This is a genomic window from Waddliaceae bacterium (assembly GCA_018694295.1).
GTDB lineage: Bacteria > Chlamydiota > Chlamydiia > Chlamydiales > JABHNK01 > JABHNK01.
This window is the reverse complement of record JABHNK010000053.1, coordinates 26350-48790: the sequence shown is the minus strand read 5'-3', so window position 1 is coordinate 48790 and position 22441 is coordinate 26350. Positions and strand designations below refer to the sequence as shown.

21 protein-coding genes and 3 tRNA genes are annotated in these 22441 nt (G+C 45.9%); 17 read left to right on the top strand and 7 right to left on the bottom strand.

The features are described 5' to 3' along the window. Positions 1-17: 17 nt before the first annotated feature. The 4 genes from rpoZ to HN980_05460 all read right to left on the bottom strand — a co-directional run bounded on the left by rpoZ (position 18) and on the right by HN980_05460 (position 3329). A complete protein-coding gene (rpoZ, locus tag HN980_05475) occupies positions 18-410 on the bottom strand; it encodes a DNA-directed RNA polymerase subunit omega (GenBank protein MBT6928923.1) in 393 nt (130 codons plus the stop codon). A 222-nt stretch (positions 411-632) separates the two neighbouring features. After that, positions 633-1220, bottom strand: coding sequence for a guanylate kinase (gmk, locus tag HN980_05470; GenBank protein ID MBT6928922.1), 588 nt, complete (start codon positions 1218-1220; stop codon positions 633-635). A gap of 41 nt (positions 1221-1261) precedes the next feature. Next, positions 1262-2434, bottom strand: a complete 1173-nt coding sequence (locus HN980_05465; protein ID MBT6928921.1) for a permease — start codon at positions 2432-2434, stop codon at positions 1262-1264. A gap of 10 nt (positions 2435-2444) precedes the next feature. Beyond that, positions 2445-3329, bottom strand: coding sequence for a YicC family protein (locus HN980_05460; protein MBT6928920.1), 885 nt, complete (start codon positions 3327-3329; stop codon positions 2445-2447). Positions 3330-3518: 189 nt separating this feature from the next. Between HN980_05460 and HN980_05455 the strand changes: the two genes are divergently transcribed. The 8 genes from HN980_05455 to HN980_05420 all read left to right on the top strand — a co-directional run bounded on the left by HN980_05455 (position 3519) and on the right by HN980_05420 (position 8331). After that, positions 3519-4061 (top strand): NUDIX hydrolase, encoded by a 543-nt coding sequence (locus HN980_05455; GenBank protein ID MBT6928919.1) that lies wholly within the window; start codon positions 3519-3521, stop codon positions 4059-4061. A 4-nt stretch (positions 4062-4065) separates the two neighbouring features. Then, positions 4066-4761 (top strand): tRNA (5-methylaminomethyl-2-thiouridine)(34)-methyltransferase MnmD, encoded by a 696-nt coding sequence (gene mnmD, locus HN980_05450; protein ID MBT6928918.1) that lies wholly within the window; start codon positions 4066-4068, stop codon positions 4759-4761. Beyond that, entirely contained in the window at positions 4758-5741 is a 984-nt protein-coding gene (locus HN980_05445) for a tRNA-dihydrouridine synthase family protein (GenBank protein ID MBT6928917.1), read from the top strand. Before mnmD ends, HN980_05445 begins: the two co-directional genes overlap by 4 nt. Next, entirely contained in the window at positions 5734-6426 is a 693-nt protein-coding gene (locus HN980_05440; protein ID MBT6928916.1) for a phosphatase PAP2 family protein, read from the top strand. The genes HN980_05445 and HN980_05440 overlap by 8 nt, the downstream gene beginning before the upstream one ends. Before the next feature lie 115 nt (positions 6427-6541). After that, a complete protein-coding gene (locus HN980_05435) occupies positions 6542-6916 on the top strand; it encodes a hypothetical protein (GenBank protein MBT6928915.1) in 375 nt (124 codons plus the stop codon). A 148-nt stretch (positions 6917-7064) separates the two neighbouring features. Next, positions 7065-7137 (top strand) — tRNA-Val (locus HN980_05430). Between the two features lie 14 nt (positions 7138-7151). Next, a tRNA-Asp gene (locus HN980_05425) sits at positions 7152-7225 on the top strand. A 182-nt stretch (positions 7226-7407) separates the two neighbouring features. Continuing rightward, complete coding sequence (locus tag HN980_05420; protein MBT6928914.1) at positions 7408-8331, top strand: YitT family protein; 924 nt, start codon at positions 7408-7410, stop codon at positions 8329-8331. A gap of 28 nt (positions 8332-8359) precedes the next feature. Here the strand turns inward: HN980_05420 and rlmD are convergent, their stop codons facing one another. Both rlmD and HN980_05410 read right to left on the bottom strand, forming a co-directional pair. Then, positions 8360-9775, bottom strand: a complete 1416-nt coding sequence (gene rlmD / locus HN980_05415) for a 23S rRNA (uracil(1939)-C(5))-methyltransferase RlmD (protein MBT6928913.1) — start codon at positions 9773-9775, stop codon at positions 8360-8362. A 95-nt stretch (positions 9776-9870) separates the two neighbouring features. Next, positions 9871-10470 carry a histone gene (locus HN980_05410; protein ID MBT6928912.1) on the bottom strand — a complete coding sequence of 200 codons (600 nt, stop codon included), beginning with the start codon at positions 10468-10470 and terminating at the stop codon, positions 9871-9873. 252 nt (positions 10471-10722) lie between these two features. Between HN980_05410 and HN980_05405 the strand changes: the two genes are divergently transcribed. From HN980_05405 to HN980_05390, 4 genes are read left to right on the top strand one after another with little or no spacing between them, the layout of a single operon-like run. Next, positions 10723-13494, top strand: a complete 2772-nt coding sequence (locus HN980_05405) for a tetratricopeptide repeat protein (GenBank protein MBT6928911.1) — start codon at positions 10723-10725, stop codon at positions 13492-13494. After that, on the top strand, positions 13481-14149 hold the full coding sequence (locus HN980_05400) for a MotA/TolQ/ExbB proton channel family protein (GenBank protein MBT6928910.1): 669 nt from the start codon (positions 13481-13483) through the stop codon (positions 14147-14149). The genes HN980_05405 and HN980_05400 overlap by 14 nt, the downstream gene beginning before the upstream one ends. Beyond that, complete coding sequence (locus HN980_05395) at positions 14139-14594, top strand: biopolymer transporter ExbD (GenBank protein ID MBT6928909.1); 456 nt, start codon at positions 14139-14141, stop codon at positions 14592-14594. The genes HN980_05400 and HN980_05395 overlap by 11 nt, the downstream gene beginning before the upstream one ends. 2 nt (positions 14595-14596) lie before the next feature. Further along, the gene (locus HN980_05390; protein MBT6928908.1) at positions 14597-15400 is read left to right on the top strand and encodes a hypothetical protein; all 804 of its coding nucleotides are present in this window, start codon (positions 14597-14599) and stop codon (positions 15398-15400) included. On the opposite strand, the gene HN980_05385 is transcribed toward HN980_05390, so the two are convergent. Beyond that, on the bottom strand, positions 15364-15603 hold the full coding sequence (locus HN980_05385; protein ID MBT6928907.1) for a hypothetical protein: 240 nt from the start codon (positions 15601-15603) through the stop codon (positions 15364-15366). The two genes, HN980_05390 and HN980_05385, sit on opposite strands and share 37 nt — an antisense overlap. Positions 15604-15752: 149 nt before the next feature. Here HN980_05385 and HN980_05380 point away from each other — a divergent pair, with 149 nt between their 5' ends. The 5 genes from HN980_05380 (at position 15753) to HN980_05360 (ending at position 22294) form a co-directional block, all read left to right on the top strand. Next, the gene (locus tag HN980_05380) at positions 15753-16889 is read left to right on the top strand and encodes a DNA/RNA non-specific endonuclease (GenBank protein MBT6928906.1); all 1137 of its coding nucleotides are present in this window, start codon (positions 15753-15755) and stop codon (positions 16887-16889) included. A gap of 51 nt (positions 16890-16940) precedes the next feature. Next, positions 16941-18512, top strand: coding sequence for a ComEC/Rec2 family competence protein (locus HN980_05375; protein MBT6928905.1), 1572 nt, complete (start codon positions 16941-16943; stop codon positions 18510-18512). Positions 18513-18763: 251 nt separating this feature from the next. Beyond that, positions 18764-18837: transfer RNA gene (locus HN980_05370), tRNA-His, on the top strand. A 220-nt stretch (positions 18838-19057) separates the two neighbouring features. Further along, positions 19058-21460 carry a DNA translocase FtsK gene (locus HN980_05365; protein ID MBT6928904.1) on the top strand — a complete coding sequence of 801 codons (2403 nt, stop codon included), beginning with the start codon at positions 19058-19060 and terminating at the stop codon, positions 21458-21460. A 192-nt stretch (positions 21461-21652) separates the two neighbouring features. Continuing rightward, complete coding sequence (locus tag HN980_05360) at positions 21653-22294, top strand: carbonic anhydrase (protein ID MBT6928903.1); 642 nt, start codon at positions 21653-21655, stop codon at positions 22292-22294. Positions 22295-22441 lie beyond the last annotated feature (147 nt).

Sequence of the window (22441 nt, the reverse complement as noted above, 5' to 3'; positions counted from 1 at the left end):
TCTTGTGTGATGTGGTGTTATTCTTTGTCGTCTTCGATGTCGTCTTCGGTGTCGTCTAAGATTTCTTCGTCTTCGTCGAGTTTTTCGTCTTCGAGAGTATCTTCTTCGGTGTCGTCTTCTTCGGTATCTGTGTCGTCATCATTTATAGCTGCTTTTACTGACTCTAGTCCTTGTTGTGCTAGTATCATTTCGTCGGCTTGTTCTTCTACGACTTCTTCGAAGGTATCTACTCCTGCTGCTATTTCTTCTAGTGCGATACGTGCTGGGTTGTCACTTTTTATTGTGACGCGCGGACGTCGCCCTGTATCTATGATATTTTTTGTAAGTTTTATCGAATAGCTTACCAGGTCGAAAGAGCTTTTGAACTTCTTTCTAAGTTTTTCTACTGTCAATTGATTTTTTAGTCCCATAGATCCCTCTAATTATTATTTTTTACTAACTGATGTTACGCGCCAATTTTGCTTTAGTGGCATAGCGAAAGGGATGAGATGCAAATATTTCGACGAGCCAAGCTCAAATAGAGCTGGGCGAGGAGAAATACGCAGCAGATCGCCCTTGTAGCAAGCCAATAAAGTGAAAGTGGCGCATAAGGTCAGTTGTTAAAGGGAGTTTACCATTTCGCCCTTTATAATTCAAACTTTATGTTCTTCTGCTATGACGATACTTTTAAGTGTATCGTATGCTATATCTACGTCGTCGTTAACGACAACGTAGTCGTATTCAGGGATTTTGCTCATCTCTCCGTCTGCCATAGAGAGCCGTTGTTCTATTTTTTCTTGTGGTTCGGTGTCGCGTTCTGTAAGGCGGCGGCGCAATTCTTCTAGTGAAGGTGGAGCTATAAAGATAAACGTTGCTACGAAGCCTTTTCTTAGGTTCATCGCCCCTTGGACGTCGATGACCAGGAAGACGTGCTTTCCTTCGTCACGTTTTTTTTCTACTGTGCTTGCCAGTGTTCCGTAGTAGTTCCCGAAGACCTCGGCATATTCCAGAAATTCTCCGTGGAGGATTTTTTCTTCGAAATCTGCCTTGCTGAGGAAGTTATAGTGTTCTCCGGGGACTTCGTTGGGACGCGGGTCTCGTGTTGTACACGACACGCTTTCTACTACGCATGGGAATTCTGCGATGAGTCTATCGACGAGGGTATTTTTTCCTGTCCCTGCTGGTCCGCTTACGACGAACGCCGCGCCACGGTCTTTATTTCCTAATAATTTATATGCCATAAATTATAACTATCCTTTTTTTATAAATATTTCCTGTTTTTTTATCCTACGATACTTCCGAATATTATCCCGCTTATTGTCGCCATAACAATAACCAAGCTAACATAAGTCATTGTTTTTTTTGTCCCTAAAACACCACGTATAACCAACATATTTGGTAAACTCAATGCTGGCCCTGCGAGCAATAACGCCAAAGCCGGCCCTTTTCCCATGCCTGCACCGATTAGTCCTTGTAAAATTGGCACTTCTGTTAAAGTCGCAAAATACATAAAGGCTCCAACAACAGAAGCGAAGAAGTTCGCCATTAAAGAGTTTCCTCCCACGGCTTTATATATTAAAGAAGAAGGGATAAGCCCTTCATGTCCAGGCCTTCCTAAAAGCAATCCAGCGATAAATACGCCTACAATTAATAGTGGTATAATTTGTTTTGCAAACTTCCATGAAGCCTGTGTCCATCCTTTTAATTCATCCTTCTTAAACCATTTTGCAATAATCGCAAAAAGCGCTACCAGGAACCCCAAAGAAACAAACCATTTAATATTGAAGATCAATGCCCATAAGTCCTTATCATCATTCTGTGGTTTTGCCCAATTAACAAAAACCAAAAAACCTATCATTGAAAAGAAATACAAAAAATCTTGCGTCAATGTTCTCCCTTTTTTTTCTTCTACAGAAAGAATTTCTCCTTTTTCTCTTCTTTCTCTCTCTTCTTTATTAAATATCAAGTGCATCATCAACCCGATAACAACGCTAAAAAGTATTGCTCCAACCGCTCTTGCCAATCCTAGCTGAAAGCCTAGGATACGTGCTGTCATAATAATCGCTAAAACGTTTATCGCTGGACCTGAATAAAGAAAGGCTATAGCTGGGCCTAATCCAGCACCTCTTTTATATATCCCTGAAAATAAAGGAAGCACTGTACAAGAACAGACTGCCAAAATAGTACCGGAAACTGCAGCTACGCTGTAGGCAAGAATTTTATTTGCCTTTACGCCAAAATATTTTATTACTGAAGCTTTGCTAACGAACGTTGAAATCGCTCCTGCGATAAAAAATGCGGGGACAAGGCACAGCAAGACATGCTCTCTGGCGTACCATTTCACCAATGCCAAAGATTCAAAGATAGGGTTTCTAAAAGTTAGCCACTCCACAGGAAGGTAAAAACACGCGAGGAAGCCTATCAACATCAAAAAAAACTTTTTTGCTTCTTTCATTTTTTTTTGGCTACTCTACGTTTTGTATTTGTTCACGGATTTTCTCTAGCTCGCTTTTTGCTATGACGACGAGTTTTGCTATTTCGGCACTCGACGCTTTGGAGCTTATGGTGTTAATCTCTCTGTTTAGCTCTTGGACGAGGAATTCTATAGTCTTTCCCACGGAGTCTTTTTTCTCTGAGAGCATGCCGTTAAACTGTGCTATACTCGACCTTAAGCGTGTTATCTCTTCGGTGATATCGAGCTTTTCGGCGTATATCGCTACTTCTCGGAGTATTCTTTCTTCGTTTTCTGTGGTGCCGGCGACGACTTCTTCTATCCTGGCGAGAAGTTTCTCGCGGAACGCTTCTGTCGCTCCTGTGCTATTGCTTTCTATGGCGCTGACAGTTTTCTCTAGAGTTTCTATCCTTGCGACGATGTCGTCGTTGAGGGCCGAGCCTTCGGCATTTTTCATTGAAACGAAGCCTTCTAGTGCTTTATCGACGGCGGCAAGGACCGCCGAGCGGTAGCTTTCTTCGTCGGCGATATCATCGTCATATAGAAGAACGCCTTGCTCTTCGAGGAGAAGCTTTGGGTTAACGCCTTTTTTTTCATATCCCAGCTCTTCGTTTATCGCTGACCATGCATCGCGAAGCTGTCGCACCAGCGGCATGTTTGCTACTACAGACCTTGGTGATTTATCATCGTAGTATGCTGTGATATACACGCTGACGCTCCCCCGCGAAGTTGATCTTGCGACATGTTTCCTGACGTCTATTTCAAAACGTTGTAGCTCGCGAGGCATCGAAACTTTGACATCGAGATGTCTGCGGTTGACGGAACTCATCTCTACAACGAAGCGTCCTGCTTCACTGGTGACGTCACCGCGTCCATATGCTGTCATACTTCTTAACATAATAATCTCCTAATTTATTAGTTCAGAGTTCAGAGTTCGGAGTTCGGAGACAAAACTATCCCTATCCGCTATACGCTATTCCTATCCGCTATTTACTATACGATACCTAATATAATGCGAATTGTCAATTTTCATTGAAAATTTATCCTAAATCGTTGATCATTACATCTTAAAAATGAGGTTATTGCTATGAAAGCAGAAGATTTTATTATGTTGGCACAGAAGAAGATCTTGGAGACGAAAGTCTTCAACGTCGCGGAATATTCTGTGTTGCAGCCAGGAGATGTCACTGTAACACGTACTATCGTAGAGCATCGCGGTTCTGTTGTTTTCATGCCTATCACTGCCGAAGGCAAGCTTATCATCACGAAGCAATATCGCGCTGGTGTCGATGACATCGTCCTTGAGTTCCCTGCTGGTACTATGGACAAAGAAGGAGAGTCCCCTCTCGACTGTGCGAAGCGGGAGATCTGCGAAGAGGTCGGCTATGAGGCGAAGAAATGGACGTCTCTTGGGTATCATTTTCCTTCTCCGGGATATTGTAACCACAAAGAGTATGATTTTATCGCCGAGGAGTTATCTCCCAAGAAGCTCGAAGGCCCTGAAGAGGAGATAATAGAGGTTGTCATTATGTCTCCCGAAGAATTCGAGTCTGCCATCAAAGAAGGTGTCGTTGTTGATGGAAAGTCTTTATCTCTTTATCTAAAAGCTAAAATCATGGGTTTTTTATAGAATTATGGATTATAACAACGATGACATAATATGGAGCGACGATGGTGCTCCACGTTCAGCTTTCTTCGACGACATATATTTCTCTGCTGGAGACTGCCTTGCCGAGACGGAGCACGTCTTTTTGAAAGGCAACGACCTTCATAAACGCTGGAAGCAGTGTTCTACCTTCACAATAGCTGAGACGGGTTTTGGATCTGGGCTAAACTTTCTCGGTGCCTATAATCTGTGGAAGGACATCGCTCCTGGAGATGCTTCGCTGCGATATATCTCTGCAGAAAGGTTCCCTCTCAGCAAGAAAAACCTTGCGAAGGTATATAGTTCTATCCCTGAAATCGCTAATGCCGGTCCGCTGTTAGAACTTTATCCCGACACTCCCGAGACTGGCGTGTGTGACATCGCCTTCGAGAACAATGTTACGCTGACGCTATTCTTCGGCGACGTCCTTGAAAGTTTCGATATCATCGAAGCCGGCAGCGTTGATGCGTGGTTCCTCGACGGTTTTTCTCCGGCGAAAAACCCCGAGATGTGGTCAGACGCTGTTTTAAATAAAGTAGGGACAACAACGAAAGCCGGCGGAACCTTTGCGACGTTCACCTGTGCGCGTTGTATCCGTGAAGGTTTATCATTAGCAGGCTTTGACGTCGAAAAGGCCGGTGGCTTTGGGTCCAAGAGGCATATGCTCCGCGGGGAAAAGCAATGACGCATTCTTATTGGAGGCCTGACGGGCGCTGTCCTAGGCTTTTCCTGGCGCCGATGGAAGGTCTTGGCGATATATCGTTCAGGAAAGCGTTTACCAAGGTCTTCGGCGGCTACGACGAAGCGACGACACCGTTTATGCGCGTCCCTAGCAACGCCCATGTTAAGAGCCTCGCAAAGAAATACGATGCTCATCAGCTCGGCGACATACCTTGTGCTGCACAGATCATGGGCGGCGATGCTGTCCTTATGGCCTCTATGGCCGCAGAGCTTGAGGGTCGTGGCGCTCCGCGTATCGACATCAATGTAGGATGTCCTTCTAATACTGTCGTCGGCAGAAACGCTGGGTCTGTGATCCTAAAAGACCCTACGAAGCTCTATAACATCGCCAATGCTGTCGTCAATGCTGTAGAGATCCCCGTCTCGATAAAGATGCGTGCCGGCTTCAACGACGATGTCCTCTTCAAAGAAAACCTTCATGCTGCCGAAGACAGCGGCGCCAGCTTCATAATCGTCCATCCACGGACGAAAAAAGAAGGATACTCTTTGCCGTCGCACTGGGAGCGTCTTGTTATTGCGAAGGCATCGGTGTCGATACCTGTTGTTGGTAATGGTGACATTATATATAATAGTGATGCTGTTGCTATGGTAGAAGCTTCTTGGTGTGATGGTATCATGGTGGGAAGAGGGGCGCTTATGAATCCGTGGATATTCCACGACATACGCCGTGCTTTCTCATCGACGCCATATCATAAAGACCATGATGATGTGATACTCTTTCTCCATGAGGTGCTCCGTCTTTTCCCGGGGAATATGTCGCGACGTATCCGTATCAACAAGCTTAAAGGCATAGTAGTATTTTTATTCCACGACGATGCAGACAGCAAGGAGTCTCTTCTTAAAATGCAGCCAGACAATGATGCTGTGTTTTTAGAAGAAATAACATTGGCGTGGCGAAAGAAACAAAAAAAATATCATGAATAACAAGCGCTTATATATCTTTTTTATCATCATAGCCATCTTCGTGGCATCGTGGTTTGTCCCTATTACGCGCAGCATATGGGATTATATCGACAGAAATGTTTTCTTATCTCTCAACGGCTCTCTTGTAGGACACGTTGGCATGCAGAAATTCTTCGCTTGGCTTAACTCTCGATATGCCGACTGGATGTTCGAAGGCATCGCCGTCGGTGTATATCTTGCACATTGCATCATCAAGGGCGAGGTATCGCGACGTCAACGCCTACAACAACTGCTGTTTTTGCTGCTGTACATCGCTGCTATCCAGGTCTTCGTCAATAAAACGTTGTGTCTCAAGATATTACGCCTCTCCCGTCAGAGCCCTTCGCTTGTGCTTCCTGTTTCCGTCGACCTTTCTATCTTCCCGTACCTTAATAACAAGGTCTTTTCATATAACAGCTTCCCTGCCGACCATGCGACGTCGCTGTTTATAGTATCTTTCTTTTCGTGGTCGCATTTTCGTCGTCCTGTCGCTATAGTCAGCACTATATTGTATACGTTCCTTGCGTTGCCTCGCATTATTGCTGGGTCTCACTGGTTCAGCGACGTTTTTTTCGGAGGCCTTTGTTTCGCCGCTATTGCGTGGGTTCTTGCTATGTCGATACCATTATTAAGAAGGCTATCGCATAGCACTTCAAAAAAAATATAAATATTTAAGATTAAGATTCACAAAAAACATTCGTATGGTATATGTATTATAAGTAAGACATATCACTTATAAAACCCGAGGCCACAAACCTTACCATATAAAAAGGAGTTTTTTTATGCCTTCTACAGAACAAGAAAAGTCTATATCCGAAGAATACCTCGTTTCTTCTGCTATAAAGGCTATCATAATGGAAATTGGTAAAACTCTTACCGAAGACCACAATGCCACACCTAAAAAGCTCGCTACCGAGATGTGCGACACTAACATTGAGAAAGAGCTTTCTGAGCAATCTCCTGAGATGAACGAACTCGTCAACATCATAACTTCTGGTGTCATCGCTGAGTTCTCCAACCCTCCTATGGATGATTTCCTCACTCTCTTGGCTTCTATAGAGAATCTTACTGGGATAAAGGGCTTCGTCACATCCTGTGTCAAAACCTATGCATTCTCCCATGCTAAGAAGCTCGGCGAATCGTTGAACATCGCATAACGATATCTTCAGAAAAAATATAGTATATACAAGGTCTCCAGCATCAGTATGACGGAGGCCTTTTTCTTTCCCCTAAAAAAATCTCGTGTTACATACGTTTTTCCTTTGTTAAAATTAGGATTTTTGTTACAGTCTATTCTTATTTTAAGGGCGCATAGCTCAGTTGGTAGAGCTCCTGTTTTACACACAGGCGGTCATAGGTTCAAGTCCTGTTGCGCCCAAAAAATTTTCCTTAGCGGGAGTAGTTCAATTGGTTAGAGCACCGGCCTGTCACGCCGGAAGTTGCGAGTTCGATTCTCGTCTCCCGCGATCTTTTTATAGCGTATAGTTATAGCGTATAGTTATAGCGTATAGCGTATAGAAATCACCTGTTCATTATTCATATCGCTGTATCCATGATTATGGGTAATAATGTTTTATTTCCGAAAGAATTTTCTGTACAAATGTCTTCTCGTGGTGTATTTTCCTGTGAAGATTAGGAGGGCTATATTATGGCAACAAAATCGCGTATCACTACCGGGAAGTCGTTTACGACATATTTTTATTCTGTAATTTTTACAGCTCTTGGGGCTTTATTAGCGGCGATATCTATAGAGATAATATTCGTTCCCAACGATCTTATTGACGGCGGTATCGTTGGTATTGCCATGATTTTCGGCAAGCTTTTCGGACAGCAATTCATCCCATATTTTCTTCTTCTTCTAAATATGCCCTTTTTATATCTCGCATATAAGAACATCAGCAAGACCTTCGTCATACATATGATCGCAGCGGTATTGATGTTCGCGGGTTTTCTTTTCTTTCTCCATGGCAAAGCGCCTTTTGTTGGAGGCGACGCCCTTGAGATCGTAATCCTCGGTGGCGTCTCTCTCGGCGCTGGCCTCGGCCTTATCATCAGGATGGGTGGGTGTCTCGACGGCACTGAGATCTTAGGAATCATTGCTAACAGCCGAAAAGGTTTCACTGTAGGACAGGTTGTCTTCGCCATAAACCTCCTTATCTTCGCATTGGCAGGAATCGTCTTCCGCAGCTGGCGTCCTCCTTTTTTATCTCTTATGACCTATTTCGTTGCTATGAAGGTGATGGACACCGTCATTGTAGGCCTTGAGGAGACGAAGTCGGTAAACATCATCTCTAGCAAGGTAAAAGTCATCTCCGACGCTCTAATCCACGAACTTGGCCTCGGTCTTACTATAATGTATGGTAGGGGTGGTTTTTCTAATAAAAACCGTGAGATAATATACGTCGTTGTCGAGCGTCTTCAGCTCGCCGAGCTTAAGAAGGTGGTATATCGTGAAGACCCTTCGGCATTCATCGCCATACAGAATCTACACGAGATCGCCAATGGTCGACAAGGCATCAAGAAGAGAACGCGTCGCAAGACTCCAAAAAAACGCCGCGCCAACGCACAATGATCAATGCTCAATGCTCAATGATCAATGATCAATGATCAATGTTTTTCCTGTCCGCTATTACTATATTCTCAATATGTGGTGTATGGGGGAACTGGTCTATGGGCTGTATTGACGTCAATGAATACCCTTCTGCAACGATATCGGCGACGTTCTTTGCCTGTGTTTTTGGATTGCATGAGATGTAGACGATTTTTTTTGGGCGTAGCCGTAAGATATTGGCGATGGCATCTTCATCGAGGCCTGAACGCGGAGGGTCTACGATGACGACATCGACATTGTCGTCGACGTCTGCCAAGGCTGTTCCGACATCGCCTTGTATCACTTCCATATTTTCTATGTTATTGTCTTTGATATTCTCACGAGCATCGAGAACGGCTTCAGGGGAAAGTTCTATGCCGACGACTTTTTTGGCAGCTTTCGACACACATAGCCCTATCGTTCCAGTGCCGCAGTATAGGTCGTATACGACGTCTTCTTCGGTGATATCGGCGTGTTCTAGGGCTAGGGCATACAGTTTCTCGGTCTGGATGGTGTTTGGCTGAAAAAACGCTGCTGGGCTGATGTTAACCGTTATCGCTCCCCTGTCTCCGACGTCAAGGATCTCACGGACGTATTCAGGGCCATATAGGTGCATCTCATAGAATTCTGTTGGTTTTCCAGCAACGAGCTGTTGTATGCGTATGAAGATGCTGACTTTGTGGTTTTCATCTTCGCAAGAGGCGCGTATAGCCTCGACGAAGGCGGCGATATCATCATGAACGAGGGCATAGTCGGGGTTCCCTGAGACGGTAAGGACAGCCATCCTGTCGCCGGTATTTTTTCCTTCGCGGAACATCACTTCTCGAAGCGTTCCTTTATCTTTTGGGTGGTAATATGCCTCTAGGTCGGAGTTTTTCCACCACTGCCGTACGGCGTCTAGGGCCTCGACACACCATCTGCTTGTGATATAGCATTCTTCGATATCGACAACGCGCGCCTTCGCCATAGGCATCATAAGTCCGGCGAATTTCTCTCCTGCGGCGTCCTGTGAAAACGAGAAGTCCATCCTATTACGGTAATACCATGGATCTTCACATGGAATGATGTCATGGAAAACTGCGGTATCAGAATATCCAGAAAAAAGCTCACGGACGGCGGATTCTTTGTGGTTTGTCTGTCGATGATATGGCACATGCTGCATGCTACAGCCGCCGCACACGCCTGCGTGTTTACATCGTAGAGGCTCTCTTTCCGGTGACATCGTGATAAATTCTTCTACACTGGAGATATATCGCCTCTTTACCCTACGAGCCAAGACAACCTTGACGACGTCGCCAGGAACAGCGCCGCGGACTTCTACAGGACATTCTTCGTTGCGGACATTGATATAATATCCCAAGCCATTTCCTTTGCCGGAAAAAGCGACGATATCAATAATGGCTTCTTTTTTTTTTCTGCGTCCCATGGCATATATTATAGACTGTTATCGAAAAAACTGCACACAAAAAAAAGGGAGGCATCGCCTCCCTTATCTTTTATCTGCTAAAGAAAATTATTGCTTTACTTCTTCTTTTTCTTTGGAAGTTTAGCTGTAGCTTTTTTCTTTACTACTTTTTTCTTCTTTACAACTTTTTTCTTTACGACTTTCTTCTTAGCTGGAGCTTTTTTCTTTACTACTTTCTTCTTAGCTGGAGCTTTTTTCTTTACGACTTTCTTCTTCTTAGCTGGAGCTTTTTTCTTTATGACTTTCTTCTTTTTAGCTGGAGCTTTTTTCTTTACAACTTTCTTCTTCTTAGCTGGAGCTTTTTTCTTTACTACTTTTTTCTTCTTAGCTGGAGCTTTTTTCTTTACGACTTTCTTCTTAGCTGGAGCTTTTTTCTTTACAACTTTTTTCTTCTTAGCTGGAGCTTTTTTCTTTGCTACTTTTTTCTTTACTGCTTTTTTCTTCTTAGCTGGAGCCTTCTTTTTTTTCTTCTTGCCCGGCTTCTTTTCTTCTTTGATAGACTCTTTGCGATAGAGCTTTGCTATCTTTTCGAGCTTAACAGTGCCTGTACGGACACGCTGTGAAGCAGCCTTATTACCGTTGTCGGCTTTTTCCAAATCAGCCACGGCCTTTACAAGAAGGTCCTTAAGCTTTTTTATTGTTGTTGATAATGCCATTATTTAAACTCCTCCTTTTAGAGTTGGTGCATTTTAGGTTTGATAACTTTATCAAACAATTTATTTATTAAATAATCCCTTTTGAATATATTGTGCAACATTTTTTTTAAAAATATAGCATTTTCTTTAATTTTTACCTGAAATTCCGGGTTTTATCGCTGTTTTTCGGTGATTTTATAATTTTTCATAGAAAAGTGCATTTTATTTGAAATGTTGTTATAAGGTGTTTTGTAATCAAAGGATCTTCGTTATATGGTTTTTTTGCGGAAGACATGTTTTTTTGTGGTTTTGTCATTATCAGCGTTGTCAGCGGTAATAGCTGACAGCGGCGTTTCTTCATACGACGAAGATCTTCTTCGTGCGCATCGCTTTTCTAGTGCGGGCCTTTATTCCGACGCTGCTCTTATATACAATAAAGTTTTAGGCTCTCTCGATGTTTCGGTGGAGTCTTCCAAAAAACATGCTTTCTATGACATGGTACGGTATCTTCTTGCGGAGTCATATTATCTTTCCGACGAGTATCGCGATGCTCTTGACGTCATTGCCCGCGCAGATTTTTCTGACGAGCAGTACCATGCTAAGGCGTTGTTATTACAGGGCAGCGCGTATCATCATCGTGGCGACTATGCACAAGCCGTATCGGTATTAGTGTCGTACCTAAACCTTGGTCCTCGTGAAGCTCTTCTCAACTATGACAAAGCTCAGTGGCTTCTTGGTTTCTCATATTACAAACTCGGCAAGATGACATTCTCAAGGCGTCATCTTCGCAATATAAAATATTCTGAAGGCGGCGACAACGGATACTATCATCGTGCGCAGATATACCTTGCGAGGATACACCTTATCGATCGCAACCCCGACAATGCCGTCGAGGTTTTAGAGGCTTTGCTTGAAGTCCTTCCCTCCCGCGACGCTCTTAGCTATGAAGCGTCGTATATCCTTGGCGAGATAGCGTTCAGAAGCGGCAGGTATTCTGAAGCTGTAGAGTGGTACAGCAGTGCCGTCCCACATCGAAACTACGAGCTTGCCGACTGGCATTCCAACGCCCTTTATAATATAGGGTGGTGTTATCTTAAGCTCGGGGAAGAGGGCAACGACGATATCACAACGCGTTCTGTGTCGCTCAGCAATGCCATAGAGGTTTTCGAGAAGCTCGCCGCCCACAATGGCGACGAACGCGCATACCTTGCTCTTGCGAGGATATACCTTCTCCGTAAAGATCTTCTCGGCGATGAAAGCGACAGCGCCCGTATCGAGGAGATTCTATCCCACGACGGTCTTTTTCTTTCTCGAGATACTGCTGCCGAGGCTTTGCTTCTCCGTGGTGAGGCGGCGAAGTCATACAATGCCCGTGCCGATATATATCGCAGCCTTACCGACGACAGTTTTTCGGCATCGCCATTATACGGCTTAGGCTGGTATTACCGGGGTCTCAACGACTTCAAAGAATACCTCGAAGGCGGGTCTTCGTGGCATAATCTCTGTGACGACGCCATAGAGGCTTTTGGCAAGGCGTACGACATCCTCGTCGACAGCGACAAAGAAAAAGCCGCCCTTGCCTTGAAATACCTTGCGCAGGCGAATTTCTCTCGTGGCACTAGCGCGACGCGCCTTTCTGCCGCTGAAGCTCTCGAGCGTCTTGTCTCCAGCGCCGACCTCTTCGATGCTATTGATTGCCGCGACGAGGTTCTATATCTTCAAGGTTTCGTAGCATACCATCTTGAGGATGCGGAGGCATCGAGTTCTCTTGTCGTCGATGCTCTCGAGCGTACCGTCGCAGAATACCCAGACAGTGCTTTTGCTCCTATGGCGTTGAGTCTTCTTGGCACACACTATTTCCACAGCGGCGCCCATGAAGATGCCGAGAAGACCTTCCTTGTCCTTGCAAAGCGCTACCCTTCATCTTCTCTTGCTGGCGATGCATGGTTCTGGGCTGGAGAGGCTGCCGACTGGCAACATAGCGACGATGACATCGTAAAAAAATACCGGCGTACCGCCTTCGAATGTTATCCTTCGAGCTCTCATGCCTCAGAGGCATATTTTTCTTACTATTCTTTCGCGGAATACCTTCGCAGCAATGTCGACGCTCTAGAACATATATATGCTATGGAAGATCTCTTCCCCACAACGCCACACCTCATCGTAGCATATTACCTAATAGGCCTCGACAACAAAGTCGTCCACTACGACGACAACGACGAAATCGTCCGTGCTAGCGACTACAAAGCTGCTATTTCTTCTTTCGAGAAGGCCTCTGACGCCTTCGAAACGTGTTACGACAGTGGCGTCATCACCGACGATGCTCTGGAATATTTCGCGACGATACGATACCGTGCCATCTTAGAAAATGCTTTGATTAAGATGATCATCGCCGATGATACCGAAGGTGCAGCACGACGTCTTTACCTCGAAAGTGCTGCGAAGATCCTTAACGACATCGTCCGAGTCTTTGATGGCGATGACGATATCATGCGATCGCTCACCGGCGAGAGGCCTTTCCCTCGCCTTCGTGAAGAGAGCGAATACAGCCTCGCCATTGCATATATCAAGATGAAAGATTATTCCTCTGCGGAGAAGGCCTTGTCGTCGTTGCTAGGCCATTACTCTTCGGCGAAGATATCGCGAGGATATTACCTCTCGAGGGCGTGGTACGAACAGGGACGCCTTGCCATGGAGGCACACAACGACTACGACCTTGCGATAAAGTTTTTGCTTCGCGCCGAAGAGGCCGCCCAAGACAGAGTCCTCAGCGACGAGCAGAACCTCGACCTGTGGATACAGCAGAGCGCGTGTTACCGCGCCTTAGAGCAATATGATACTGCGATGCTTATGCTGTCGAAAGTCATCAACGAAGACGTCATCTCGCCGCTGCGCATCAAAGCGATGTATCTTCGTGCAGAGGTCTACGAAATTCAGGGACGCCGTGAGCTCGCCCTTAAACAATTAGAAGTCACAGCCCTTTCCGGGGGCGTGTGGGGAACGTTAGCACAAGAAAAGTTGGAGCAAGACTATGTTTTCTTTTGATACTATAGCATTTACAGAGATATGGAAACATATCAGCACAATAGCAAACTGGAACCTCATACTCGTCCTTATCTTCGGATGTTCTGTGGTGAGTTTCGCCATATTCATCGAGAGGATGCTTCTCCTTAAGAGGTCTGAGATCGACACCAATGCCTTCGTGATAGACCTCAGGAAGAGCCTCCGTTACGGCAACTATGTCGAAGCAATAGCGTCGTGTGAAAACACTGGAGGCCCTTTGTCAAACATCGTGCGGTCAGGGCTTATGAGGCACAACAGAAAACAAGACGAGATCGAAGATGCTATGGAAGTCACTGGCATGCTCGAGATCGCCCTCCTAGAAAAAAACACCAGGATCCTCTCGATAATAGCACACATCGCACCGCTGATAGGACTTCTTGGGACGGTGCTTGGGTTTATAAGGGCATTCGGAGAGATGCGCCTTTCCGGGCTTATGGATATCTCGACGACGAATATCGGCGAAGCGATGGAATACGCCCTCGTCACCACCGCCGCAGGCCTCGTCGTCGCAATACCAACCTTCGTCGCCTACAACTACCTTGTAAGCCGCGTAGACCGGTTCGTCTTGGAAGTGCAGACGACGTCATCAACTATCGTCGACGTTCTCGTCAACCAGCGTGAAGACTATGAAATTTAAGACGACGCTAAAGAAATCCAGAAGCTTTATCGATCTGACGCCGCTCGTCGACGTCATATTCTTGATGCTAGTATTTTTCATTGTAACCTCCGACATCTTGCCGTTGAAATCCCTAAACGTCGAAAACCCTGAACTCGATAGGACTTCGACACCGATGACCAGCCAGATAATCGTTGTCATGGACGCCCAGAACGTCATATACCTCGGCCCCCGCAAAGACATCACCAGCCTAGTAGGACTCAAAGCCTCGCTTATAAATGAGGTCGCCGTCACCAAGAAGCAGAACCCTGGCGTCGAGCCTACCATCGTTCTTAGCGTCGACAAAAGCGTAGAATATGGCCCTTTCCTTAGGATGTTCTCCGCCGCGCAAGAGTGTGGCACCAAGGTACGCCTTGTATATAGGTCTTCAGACAAAGCCCTCGAAACTACCGCGCAGGGTTTTTGAATATGCTGACCATAGAGAAAAAGCATGACGGCAAAGGCATCGCTATAACGATGGGAAAAAGAAACCGTTTCTTTACCACCGACACAATGCGCGCCTTCGCCGCGGCTATTCTCTTCCACGTCCTTGCTCTCGTCATCTTCAAGGTAAGTATGGCTTCTGCCGACGTCGAGGTCATACACCGTCCTATCACCGTCGGTGCCGATATGAGCGACGCCATCGCCGTCACGGGAAGCACGTCGTCAGTAAGCATCGACGCTGGAGGCCTCCTTCCACGGCATATCTCCGAACCCGAAGCTTCTGTCCCTGAAGCTCCGCCGATACCGGTATCGACCATCACTATGGCGACGAAACATAACAAAGAAGACACCCTCGTCGAAGGGATATTCTGGCAGACGGAACATATCGCCGAGATGCCTTCTCATGAAGATTTCGCCTATGCCACAGAATATTCTCCCGTCACCGTGGCCGTCTCCGGGACCTTGGCATCGTGTGCCGTCATCGACGATGGCCTTGCAACGATAAGGTCGCGCTCTTTACGCCATGGCGACACCTCATACTATACGGTATCGTATGCCGTCGCCGTAGAAAATAAGAAAGGAAAGGTCTTCTGGAGCGACGCCATAGAAAAGGCACCGTCGCACAGCATCAACGCCATAGCGCGTAATATCATCGAAACGATGGTCTTCGACGTCGAAGACGTCGTCACTGAAGGCATTGTCAATATCACCTTCGAAATCGAAGACGACGCCGATGATATCATCTCAGAGCTCTATTCCGAAGGAGTGTTGGCTTTATTTAATGAATGACACTGCGGGCATTTCGTCAGTTCTACAGTAATCTCTTCAAGATAAGTATAACGACAATATTCACAGACTATAAGGTTCTTCTCAAAAGGCAACGTTGTGTTGTCTTTCTTCTTAAAATGATGATATAACACCAACCCAAAAACCACGCCAAGAGTAAGCGCCAAGTAGAACGTAAATGCTGTAGCCGAGGTTATCTCTATCATAAGCTTTTATATCGTGTATATAGTATAATATTTTATATCATATCATCACCATCGCTGTCTACCTCTTGCGTCGAAGGTCTGATAAAAGACTTTGAAAATATATGGGTTTTTATACTACAGTATAGAAGAATATAACAATTTCAATAACGATGTCATTCTCAACAATCGACGGAACAATTTCTAGCCCAGATTTTCTTTTACTAGAAACCAATTCTAAAATCATTGCACTTTCTCGAGAAGATCAAGAAACAGTAGCCACTCTTGATACAACTCTTTCATATATAGCGGAAGCTAATTTACATGAATACACCGCTTTTACTTTACGTAGGATTATGACATCACGTGCTATAGTTATAAGCACTACCGCTACAAAATTTCCCTCTCCAGAAAAAAAAGAGGATGTTTCCCATGGCTTATCATCTCTAACGCCAGTACAATCTTCCCAAAGCAGCTCTTTTCCGCACGTCTTAAATGAAAGATTCCCTGAGATTAGATATTCTCTACCAAGCTTTCTACATGTTTTCCAAAAAACGGGGTATCGTGTGGTTTACGACAACCGCTACAGAGTCCCTGTCTGTGTAGGCGAAAGATTAACTTGGTCATCAACCCATGGAGAGGTAAAAAACCGTAAAGAAGCCCCGACCATATTTTATGACGCCAAAGAGTTAACCGATTCTCGTAGCAGCATCGTTGAAAAAATTAGAGAAAGCCCTCTTCTTAGTCTTGGACACCTCGCGAAAGCCAGCCATAATAAATGTACAGAAGAAAGATACATTGAAACATTTTCAACGTTGAATATCGCTCCTCAAGTTCTATCTCTCAATACTGGGGTTTGGCACGATCTCGAAAATTCAATATCCAAAGAGCTCACACTAAATAATGTGATCCATATCTACACAGGAACGCTCTTTCATAAAAAAACGGAAATTCACGGAGACACCTTACATCTTCATAAAACCTTGGGGGACGATGGGCCCGCCATCCCCACACATTTTTTTAAAGTTTATAGCGTTACAGAAGGTAGCAGAGTTAAAGAAACTAAAGCATTCCTTATTCCCAACGAAGAATTAAGAAGTGGAGCTAAATATACAGATTATGAAGTCAGTGTCGAAGAAGTTGAGGATCTTTCTAATCTAAAATTTTTTGAGCTGGAAAAAACAAGTCTAACACCAGAACAATCGCCAACAAGACGAGCCGGAAAACGACATAAAAGAAAACGTAGCGCGTCGCTTGATGTCACACAACAACAACCCCGGCCAGATTCTGCTCCACCAGTTCCTTCCTAATAATATTTTTCACATTGCCAACAAAGACGCTCTTCTAATATCGTCGTTTTTATGTTTTCATCGTCACGGTTTTTCCCTTCTCTGTCGGAATGTTGCAGGAGATATTCTTCGTTCCTAGCAAAGCATCCGGCGTTGTTGTATGGCATAGGAGTGTTTCTCGGGTTCCGCAGCGCCTTTTCATGGCAGTGGGCGCTCGTCGTCCCTATCATCCTTATCATCGCCCCATATTTCTCCAAGAAAATTTTCGATGTAGGAAAGGAGAACCGCACACGTATTATGTTTGCTGCCATTCTTGGCATCGTTTCATTCTTCGTAGCCTTTATCGTATATGATTTCCCTGTCGTCGACGACGACGGTGTCACCGGCAAGGCACATATCGACATATCTTCTATCACGCTGTCGAAGAGCCACTTCGGCGAGGCGTGGGTATATCGTGGCGCTGTGCGTTCTTTCGTCGCTGATGACAACATCATCGCCAGGAATGTCCCTTATATCATGTATATCAGCAAAGGAAAGCAGCGCCTTTCTGCCGACAGGAGATATATCCTCGACGCCACGATCTCCGCAACCGAAGGCATGGTATATCGACTAAAGCCCGACCTTCAAGGAAAATGGTATCCCGTCCCACACAGCTGGAGTATGGCGGAATACCGTCTTCGCGCAAAAGGTGCTGTAACGTCATACCTCACAAGAAAGCTTTCGCGCCATCGTAGCGCTTCTTTCCTTGCGGGCCTTGCCACTGGAGAATACCACGACAGAAGCACGCTGTTTCAGCTGGGGCGTCTAGGCCTCCAGCATATCATGGCGATATCAGGCTTCCACTTCGCGATAATAGCGGCGCTTCTCGCCCTCATGCTTAAAGCTTTTTTCTCTTTGCGCGTGTCGTCGTATATACTAATAGCGCTTCTCAGCAGCTACTTCGTCTTCATAGGATGCTCGCCTTCGATACAACGAGCATGGCTTTCTGCAGTGATAACAATAATCGGCGTCCTCGTCGGCAGGCCGACATATGCCCTAAATACCATAGGCATCGCGATGCTAGCGATACTGTCGGTAAGTCCCCTGCTATGTATGAACCTGGGATTCCAGTTCAGCTTCCTGGCAACGATAGCGATAGTATCGCTATACCCTCCTATCGAAGCTCTCCTCGGAAATATCTCAGCAACAAGGCCGCTAGGTGCCATGAAGAAGCTTCCATGGTATGAGCAGTGGGGGTATCTCGTCGTCGCGTTCCTAAAAAAGGCGTGCGCCGTAACAATCGCCGTACATATTGTCTCGGCGCCGATGATGCTACTATATTTCCATAAATTCCCGCTGCTAGGAATCCTTTTCAATATATTCTTTCCGTTCCTGGTAAGCATCGCAATAGCAGCACTACTTGTCACCATGCTCATCGACCTCGTCATCCCCGCCGTCGCCGCGATGTTCTTCTCGGCAATAGACGTCTACACCGCCGCAATCATAGACTTCGCCGTGGCAGTGCCAGCGACGATGAACTTCGCAATAAGGACACAGGCGATCTCACCAACGCTCTTCACCGTATACCTATGCCTCATCGCTATCATCGCCATAATCTCCTACGACACCACCGAAACAACAAAACAACAATGGCAATTTATTTAGTGGCGGAGCTCCGCGCCCCGCCACCCGCGACAAAGGGCGCGCGCCCTTTGTAAACCCGCGGCAAAGCAAAACCCACAGGCGAGACGCCTGTATTTTTTGCTTTGCCTTCGCCGTCATCACCATCGAAACGATGGCGATGATATATATTCAGAAACAATAGGTCTCTATCAATGTCATACTTAATAACGAATATATTGACGGAAAGTGGTGTTTTGGAGTACAGTAGTGTTTCGTTTTACGATAGTAATGTGGCGATCGTAGCTCAGTTGGTTAGAGCACCGGATTGTGATTCCGGGGGTCGTGGGTTCGAGCCCCATCGATCGCCCTTCTTTTGTCCCGTCATCGGGCATTATCTCTCCTTTTTTCTGGCATTGTTTTTATTGCGAATGTATAGTGACATATTATTGGCATGGTTCAAAAGATTCGACGGGTCTGGCCTGTCATCTTTGCGTTTCTCCGAAGGAAAATGCAAAGACGCAGGCCTGACCCTAGAACGAAAATGAACCATGCCCATAATATGGTTAAAATTTTAATCCTATATCACCATGAACAAAAAAAATAAGAATAAAAAGAAAAGCAAGAAATATAACAACGAGAAGGTTCTACACCCTCACCATGAGGTAAAAGGCCTTATCGTCTTAACTCTCGACGCCATACTGCTATTGAGTCTTTTGAGTTTCACCGATGGCAACGACTCTTCCAACTGGCTAGGCCTTATGGGCTATACCGTTGCTTGGGTGTCGCAGTATCTTTTCGGCTTGGGAAGCTATATCATCAACATCTTTCTGGCATGGGTAGGCATACACCTTCTTATCAATAGACCTATCGCTAGGCTCGGCATAAAGACATGTTATTTTGGTATCTTGCTGTCATCGGCATGCATACTTCTAAACCTCGTCGCCGAAGCATACCCACAGGCAACACTATGGTTCGACGGTATGGTGTATTCGCAGAAAATCCCACGTCCACAGGCTTTTTCATACACGGCGACACGCTACAACCTCGGTGGCGTACCTTTCTACTACATCTTCCGCGACCTTCCTGTCATCAACCTACAGCGTATCTTAAGCAACGTCGGTACGGCGTTGATATTCTCTACGACGACATTAACATCACTGCTCCTTATGACACATACCAGCCTAATGGCGCCATTCATCGTGATGTGGAACGGAATATTATGGTCTTGCAAAAAGCTAGGAATAGCAACGTGGGCGCTCTGTAAGAAAGCCTGGGAATCACTACGCTCTATAAAGATCACAATCCCTAAGTTTCGTTTCAAGAAAAAGATCCCCCTAAACACCTCCAACGACATCGCCATCGACACCTTCGAAGAAGAAGAGTATGACGACCTCCCTCTCGAAGAAGAGCCTATCCCCGAGCCTCCAAAGAGTGCAATCACCGCTACACTACCAACACAGAAGGTAGAAAATGTCGACGTCGTCGAAGACGAAGAATCAAAAGAATACGACTACAGCAACTACAAGCTGCCCCCTATATCATTAATCTCCGACGCCAAGAAAGGCGACCAGTCAGTCTTGAAGAAAGGCCTAAGACAGCAGGCAGAAGTCCTCGAAGAGACGATGCTAAGCTTCGGCATCGAAGCGAAAGTCGGACAGATAAACTGTGGCCCTACGATAACATCTTTCGAAGTACACCCTGCCGTCGGCGTAAAAGTCCAGAAGATCAAAGCCCTTGCCAACGACATCGCCCTAAACCTTCGTGCGCGGTCGATACGCATAATCGCACCAATCCCTGGGAAGGCCGCCGTCGGCATAGAGATCCCCAATGCCTCTCCGCAAGAAGTGTCTTTCAAAGACATGCTCGCAGCATACCGTCAGCAATCAAAAAAGGCTAAGATCCCTCTACTCCTTGGGAAGTCCGTCAGCGGAGCCTCGATAAACAGCGACCTTACGAAGATGCCACACCTCATCATCGCTGGCGCTACAGGTTCAGGGAAATCGGTATGTATGAACGGCATAATAATGACGATACTGATGAACTTCAAACCCGACGAGATAAAACTCGTGATGATCGACCCCAAGAAGATAGAACTCACACCATACAGCAATATCCCACATATGGTGGCACCAGTAATAACAGAACCACACGAAGCATGTACCGCGCTGAAATGGATGGTTAAAGAGATGGAATGGCGCTACGAAGTGTTCAGACAGGTAGGCGTAAGAAACCTCGCCTCCTTCAACCACAGACCCGCCAATGCTGAATTCGAAGATTCCCTGGAAATAACGATACCGAAGAAGATGCACTACATCGTCTGTATCATCGACGAGCTCGCCGACCTTATGATGATCTCTAGCAACGATATCGAGATGCCAATAGCACGCCTTGCACAGATGGCCCGCGCCGTAGGGATACACGTGATAATAGCAACACAGCGTCCTTCGCGAGAGATAATAACAGGGCTGATAAAGGCGAACTTCCCCGCAAAGATAGCGTTCAAAGTCGCTAGCAGGATAAACAGCCAGATAATTCTCGACGAGACCGGCGCAGAAGCACTCCTCGGTAATGGCGATATGCTTTTCCTTCCACCAGACACCTCAGCATTAACGCGCGCACAAGGTCCGCTCGTCCACGACGAAGATATCGCAAAAGTAATAGAATTCGTAACAAAACAAGCACCTACTAACTACCTGATAAAATCTTTCAAAGAAAAAGCTAGCCACTTCACCGAAGCCCTACTCAGCAGCAACGACGCCGAACTCGATAGCCTATATTACGACGCCGTAGAGACTGTTAAAGCCGCAGGAACGGCATCAACGACATTCCTGCAACGCAAACTAAAGATCGGATACGCACGAGCAGCAAGCCTAATGGACGTGATGGAAGAAAATAACATCGTAGGCCCCGCCGACGGAAGCAGACCACGGAAAGTCCTCGCTAATGTCCTCGCTGATAGCGGCGTAGAAGAGAGCGTAGAAAAGGAGTAGGATTTTTTACCACAGAGGACACAGAGATCACAGAGTTTTCACGGAGAGTGCCCACTGCGCAGAGCGCGCAGCGAACACGCTTCTCATCATTGTCTGTGGCAGACAATAATGAACAGGGATACTGTCGTGTCTGGGTTATCAGCTCCCCGAATGTTCGGCCTTGCCCATTACAATAACAATTAGGAGAGCGCTATGTCTGATAATGATTCTGCTATAACACCGCTTATCGAAGGATATGAGCGTTTTCGCAAAAAAAACTTCGAAGAGAAGCCTCTATCTGAAAACTTATTCCATGAGGGACAGAACCCCAAGGTTTTGATTGTAGCGTGTTGCGATTCGCGCGTTGATCCCGCTATTTTAACAGAATGTGATCCTGGCGATATCTTCGTCGTACGTAATATCGCCAACTTGATTCCTCCATTCGAAAGCGATCTCCATCATCATGGCACCAGTGCTGCCTTGGAATACGGTGTGAAGGTTTTAAAGATAAGCGATATCATTATTTTGGGACATAGCCATTGCGGAGGAATACGTTCTTTGTTCGAAGCTCCCGATGATAAAGACCCCTCAAGCTTTATCGATACATGGATGGATATCGCCAAGCCTGCCAAAGAACATGTTGTAGAACAATATCCCAACGACTCTATAGAAGAACAGGCACGCCATTGCGAAAAGGAATCGTTGCTGTTGTCGTTAAAAAACCTCAAAACCTTCCCTTGGATTGCCGAGCGTGTTGCAGCAAAAACGCTCTCAATACATGCGTGGTATTTCGATCTTGAAACCGGCGATATTGAAGCTTATGATGAAATGGGCCAGCCCTGCGATTTGCGATAGAAGAGTATGGCTTTACCACGGGAATAGGATTTTTACCACAGAGGGAGCGGAGAGACACAGAGTTACACAGAGAGTGCCCACTGCGCAGAGCGCGCAGCGAACACGCTTCTCGCCATTGCCTGTGGCAGGCAATGACGAACAGGGATA

What these genes read in the sequence shown, in the direction of transcription:
- rpoZ (MBT6928923.1), bottom strand. Translation starts at nt 410, where the DNA reads ATGGGACTAAAAAATCAATTGACAGTAGAAAAACTTAGAAAGAAGTTC.
- gmk (MBT6928922.1), bottom strand. Translation starts at nt 1,220, where the DNA reads ATGGCATATAAATTATTAGGAAATAAAGACCGTGGCGCGGCGTTCGTC.
- HN980_05375 (MBT6928905.1), top strand. Translation starts at nt 16,941, where the DNA reads ATGTTTTCATCGTCACGGTTTTTCCCTTCTCTGTCGGAATGTTGCAGG.
- HN980_05435 (MBT6928915.1), top strand. Translation starts at nt 6,542, where the DNA reads ATGCCTTCTACAGAACAAGAAAAGTCTATATCCGAAGAATACCTCGTT.
- HN980_05455 (MBT6928919.1), top strand. Translation starts at nt 3,519, where the DNA reads ATGAAAGCAGAAGATTTTATTATGTTGGCACAGAAGAAGATCTTGGAG.
- HN980_05360 (MBT6928903.1), top strand. Translation starts at nt 21,653, where the DNA reads ATGTCTGATAATGATTCTGCTATAACACCGCTTATCGAAGGATATGAG.
- HN980_05385 (MBT6928907.1), bottom strand. Translation starts at nt 15,603, where the DNA reads ATGATAGAGATAACCTCGGCTACAGCATTTACGTTCTACTTGGCGCTT.
- HN980_05380 (MBT6928906.1), top strand. Translation starts at nt 15,753, where the DNA reads ATGTCATTCTCAACAATCGACGGAACAATTTCTAGCCCAGATTTTCTT.
- HN980_05445 (MBT6928917.1), top strand. Translation starts at nt 4,758, where the DNA reads ATGACGCATTCTTATTGGAGGCCTGACGGGCGCTGTCCTAGGCTTTTC.
- HN980_05395 (MBT6928909.1), top strand. Translation starts at nt 14,139, where the DNA reads ATGAAATTTAAGACGACGCTAAAGAAATCCAGAAGCTTTATCGATCTG.
- HN980_05405 (MBT6928911.1), top strand. Translation starts at nt 10,723, where the DNA reads ATGGTTTTTTTGCGGAAGACATGTTTTTTTGTGGTTTTGTCATTATCA.
- HN980_05460 (MBT6928920.1), bottom strand. Translation starts at nt 3,329, where the DNA reads ATGTTAAGAAGTATGACAGCATATGGACGCGGTGACGTCACCAGTGAA.
- HN980_05410 (MBT6928912.1), bottom strand. Translation starts at nt 10,470, where the DNA reads ATGGCATTATCAACAACAATAAAAAAGCTTAAGGACCTTCTTGTAAAG.
- HN980_05400 (MBT6928910.1), top strand. Translation starts at nt 13,481, where the DNA reads ATGTTTTCTTTTGATACTATAGCATTTACAGAGATATGGAAACATATC.
- HN980_05420 (MBT6928914.1), top strand. Translation starts at nt 7,408, where the DNA reads ATGGCAACAAAATCGCGTATCACTACCGGGAAGTCGTTTACGACATAT.
- rlmD (MBT6928913.1), bottom strand. Translation starts at nt 9,775, where the DNA reads ATGGGACGCAGAAAAAAAAAAGAAGCCATTATTGATATCGTCGCTTTT.
- HN980_05365 (MBT6928904.1), top strand. Translation starts at nt 19,058, where the DNA reads ATGAACAAAAAAAATAAGAATAAAAAGAAAAGCAAGAAATATAACAAC.
- mnmD (MBT6928918.1), top strand. Translation starts at nt 4,066, where the DNA reads ATGGATTATAACAACGATGACATAATATGGAGCGACGATGGTGCTCCA.
- HN980_05465 (MBT6928921.1), bottom strand. Translation starts at nt 2,434, where the DNA reads ATGAAAGAAGCAAAAAAGTTTTTTTTGATGTTGATAGGCTTCCTCGCG.
- HN980_05390 (MBT6928908.1), top strand. Translation starts at nt 14,597, where the DNA reads ATGCTGACCATAGAGAAAAAGCATGACGGCAAAGGCATCGCTATAACG.
- HN980_05440 (MBT6928916.1), top strand. Translation starts at nt 5,734, where the DNA reads ATGAATAACAAGCGCTTATATATCTTTTTTATCATCATAGCCATCTTC.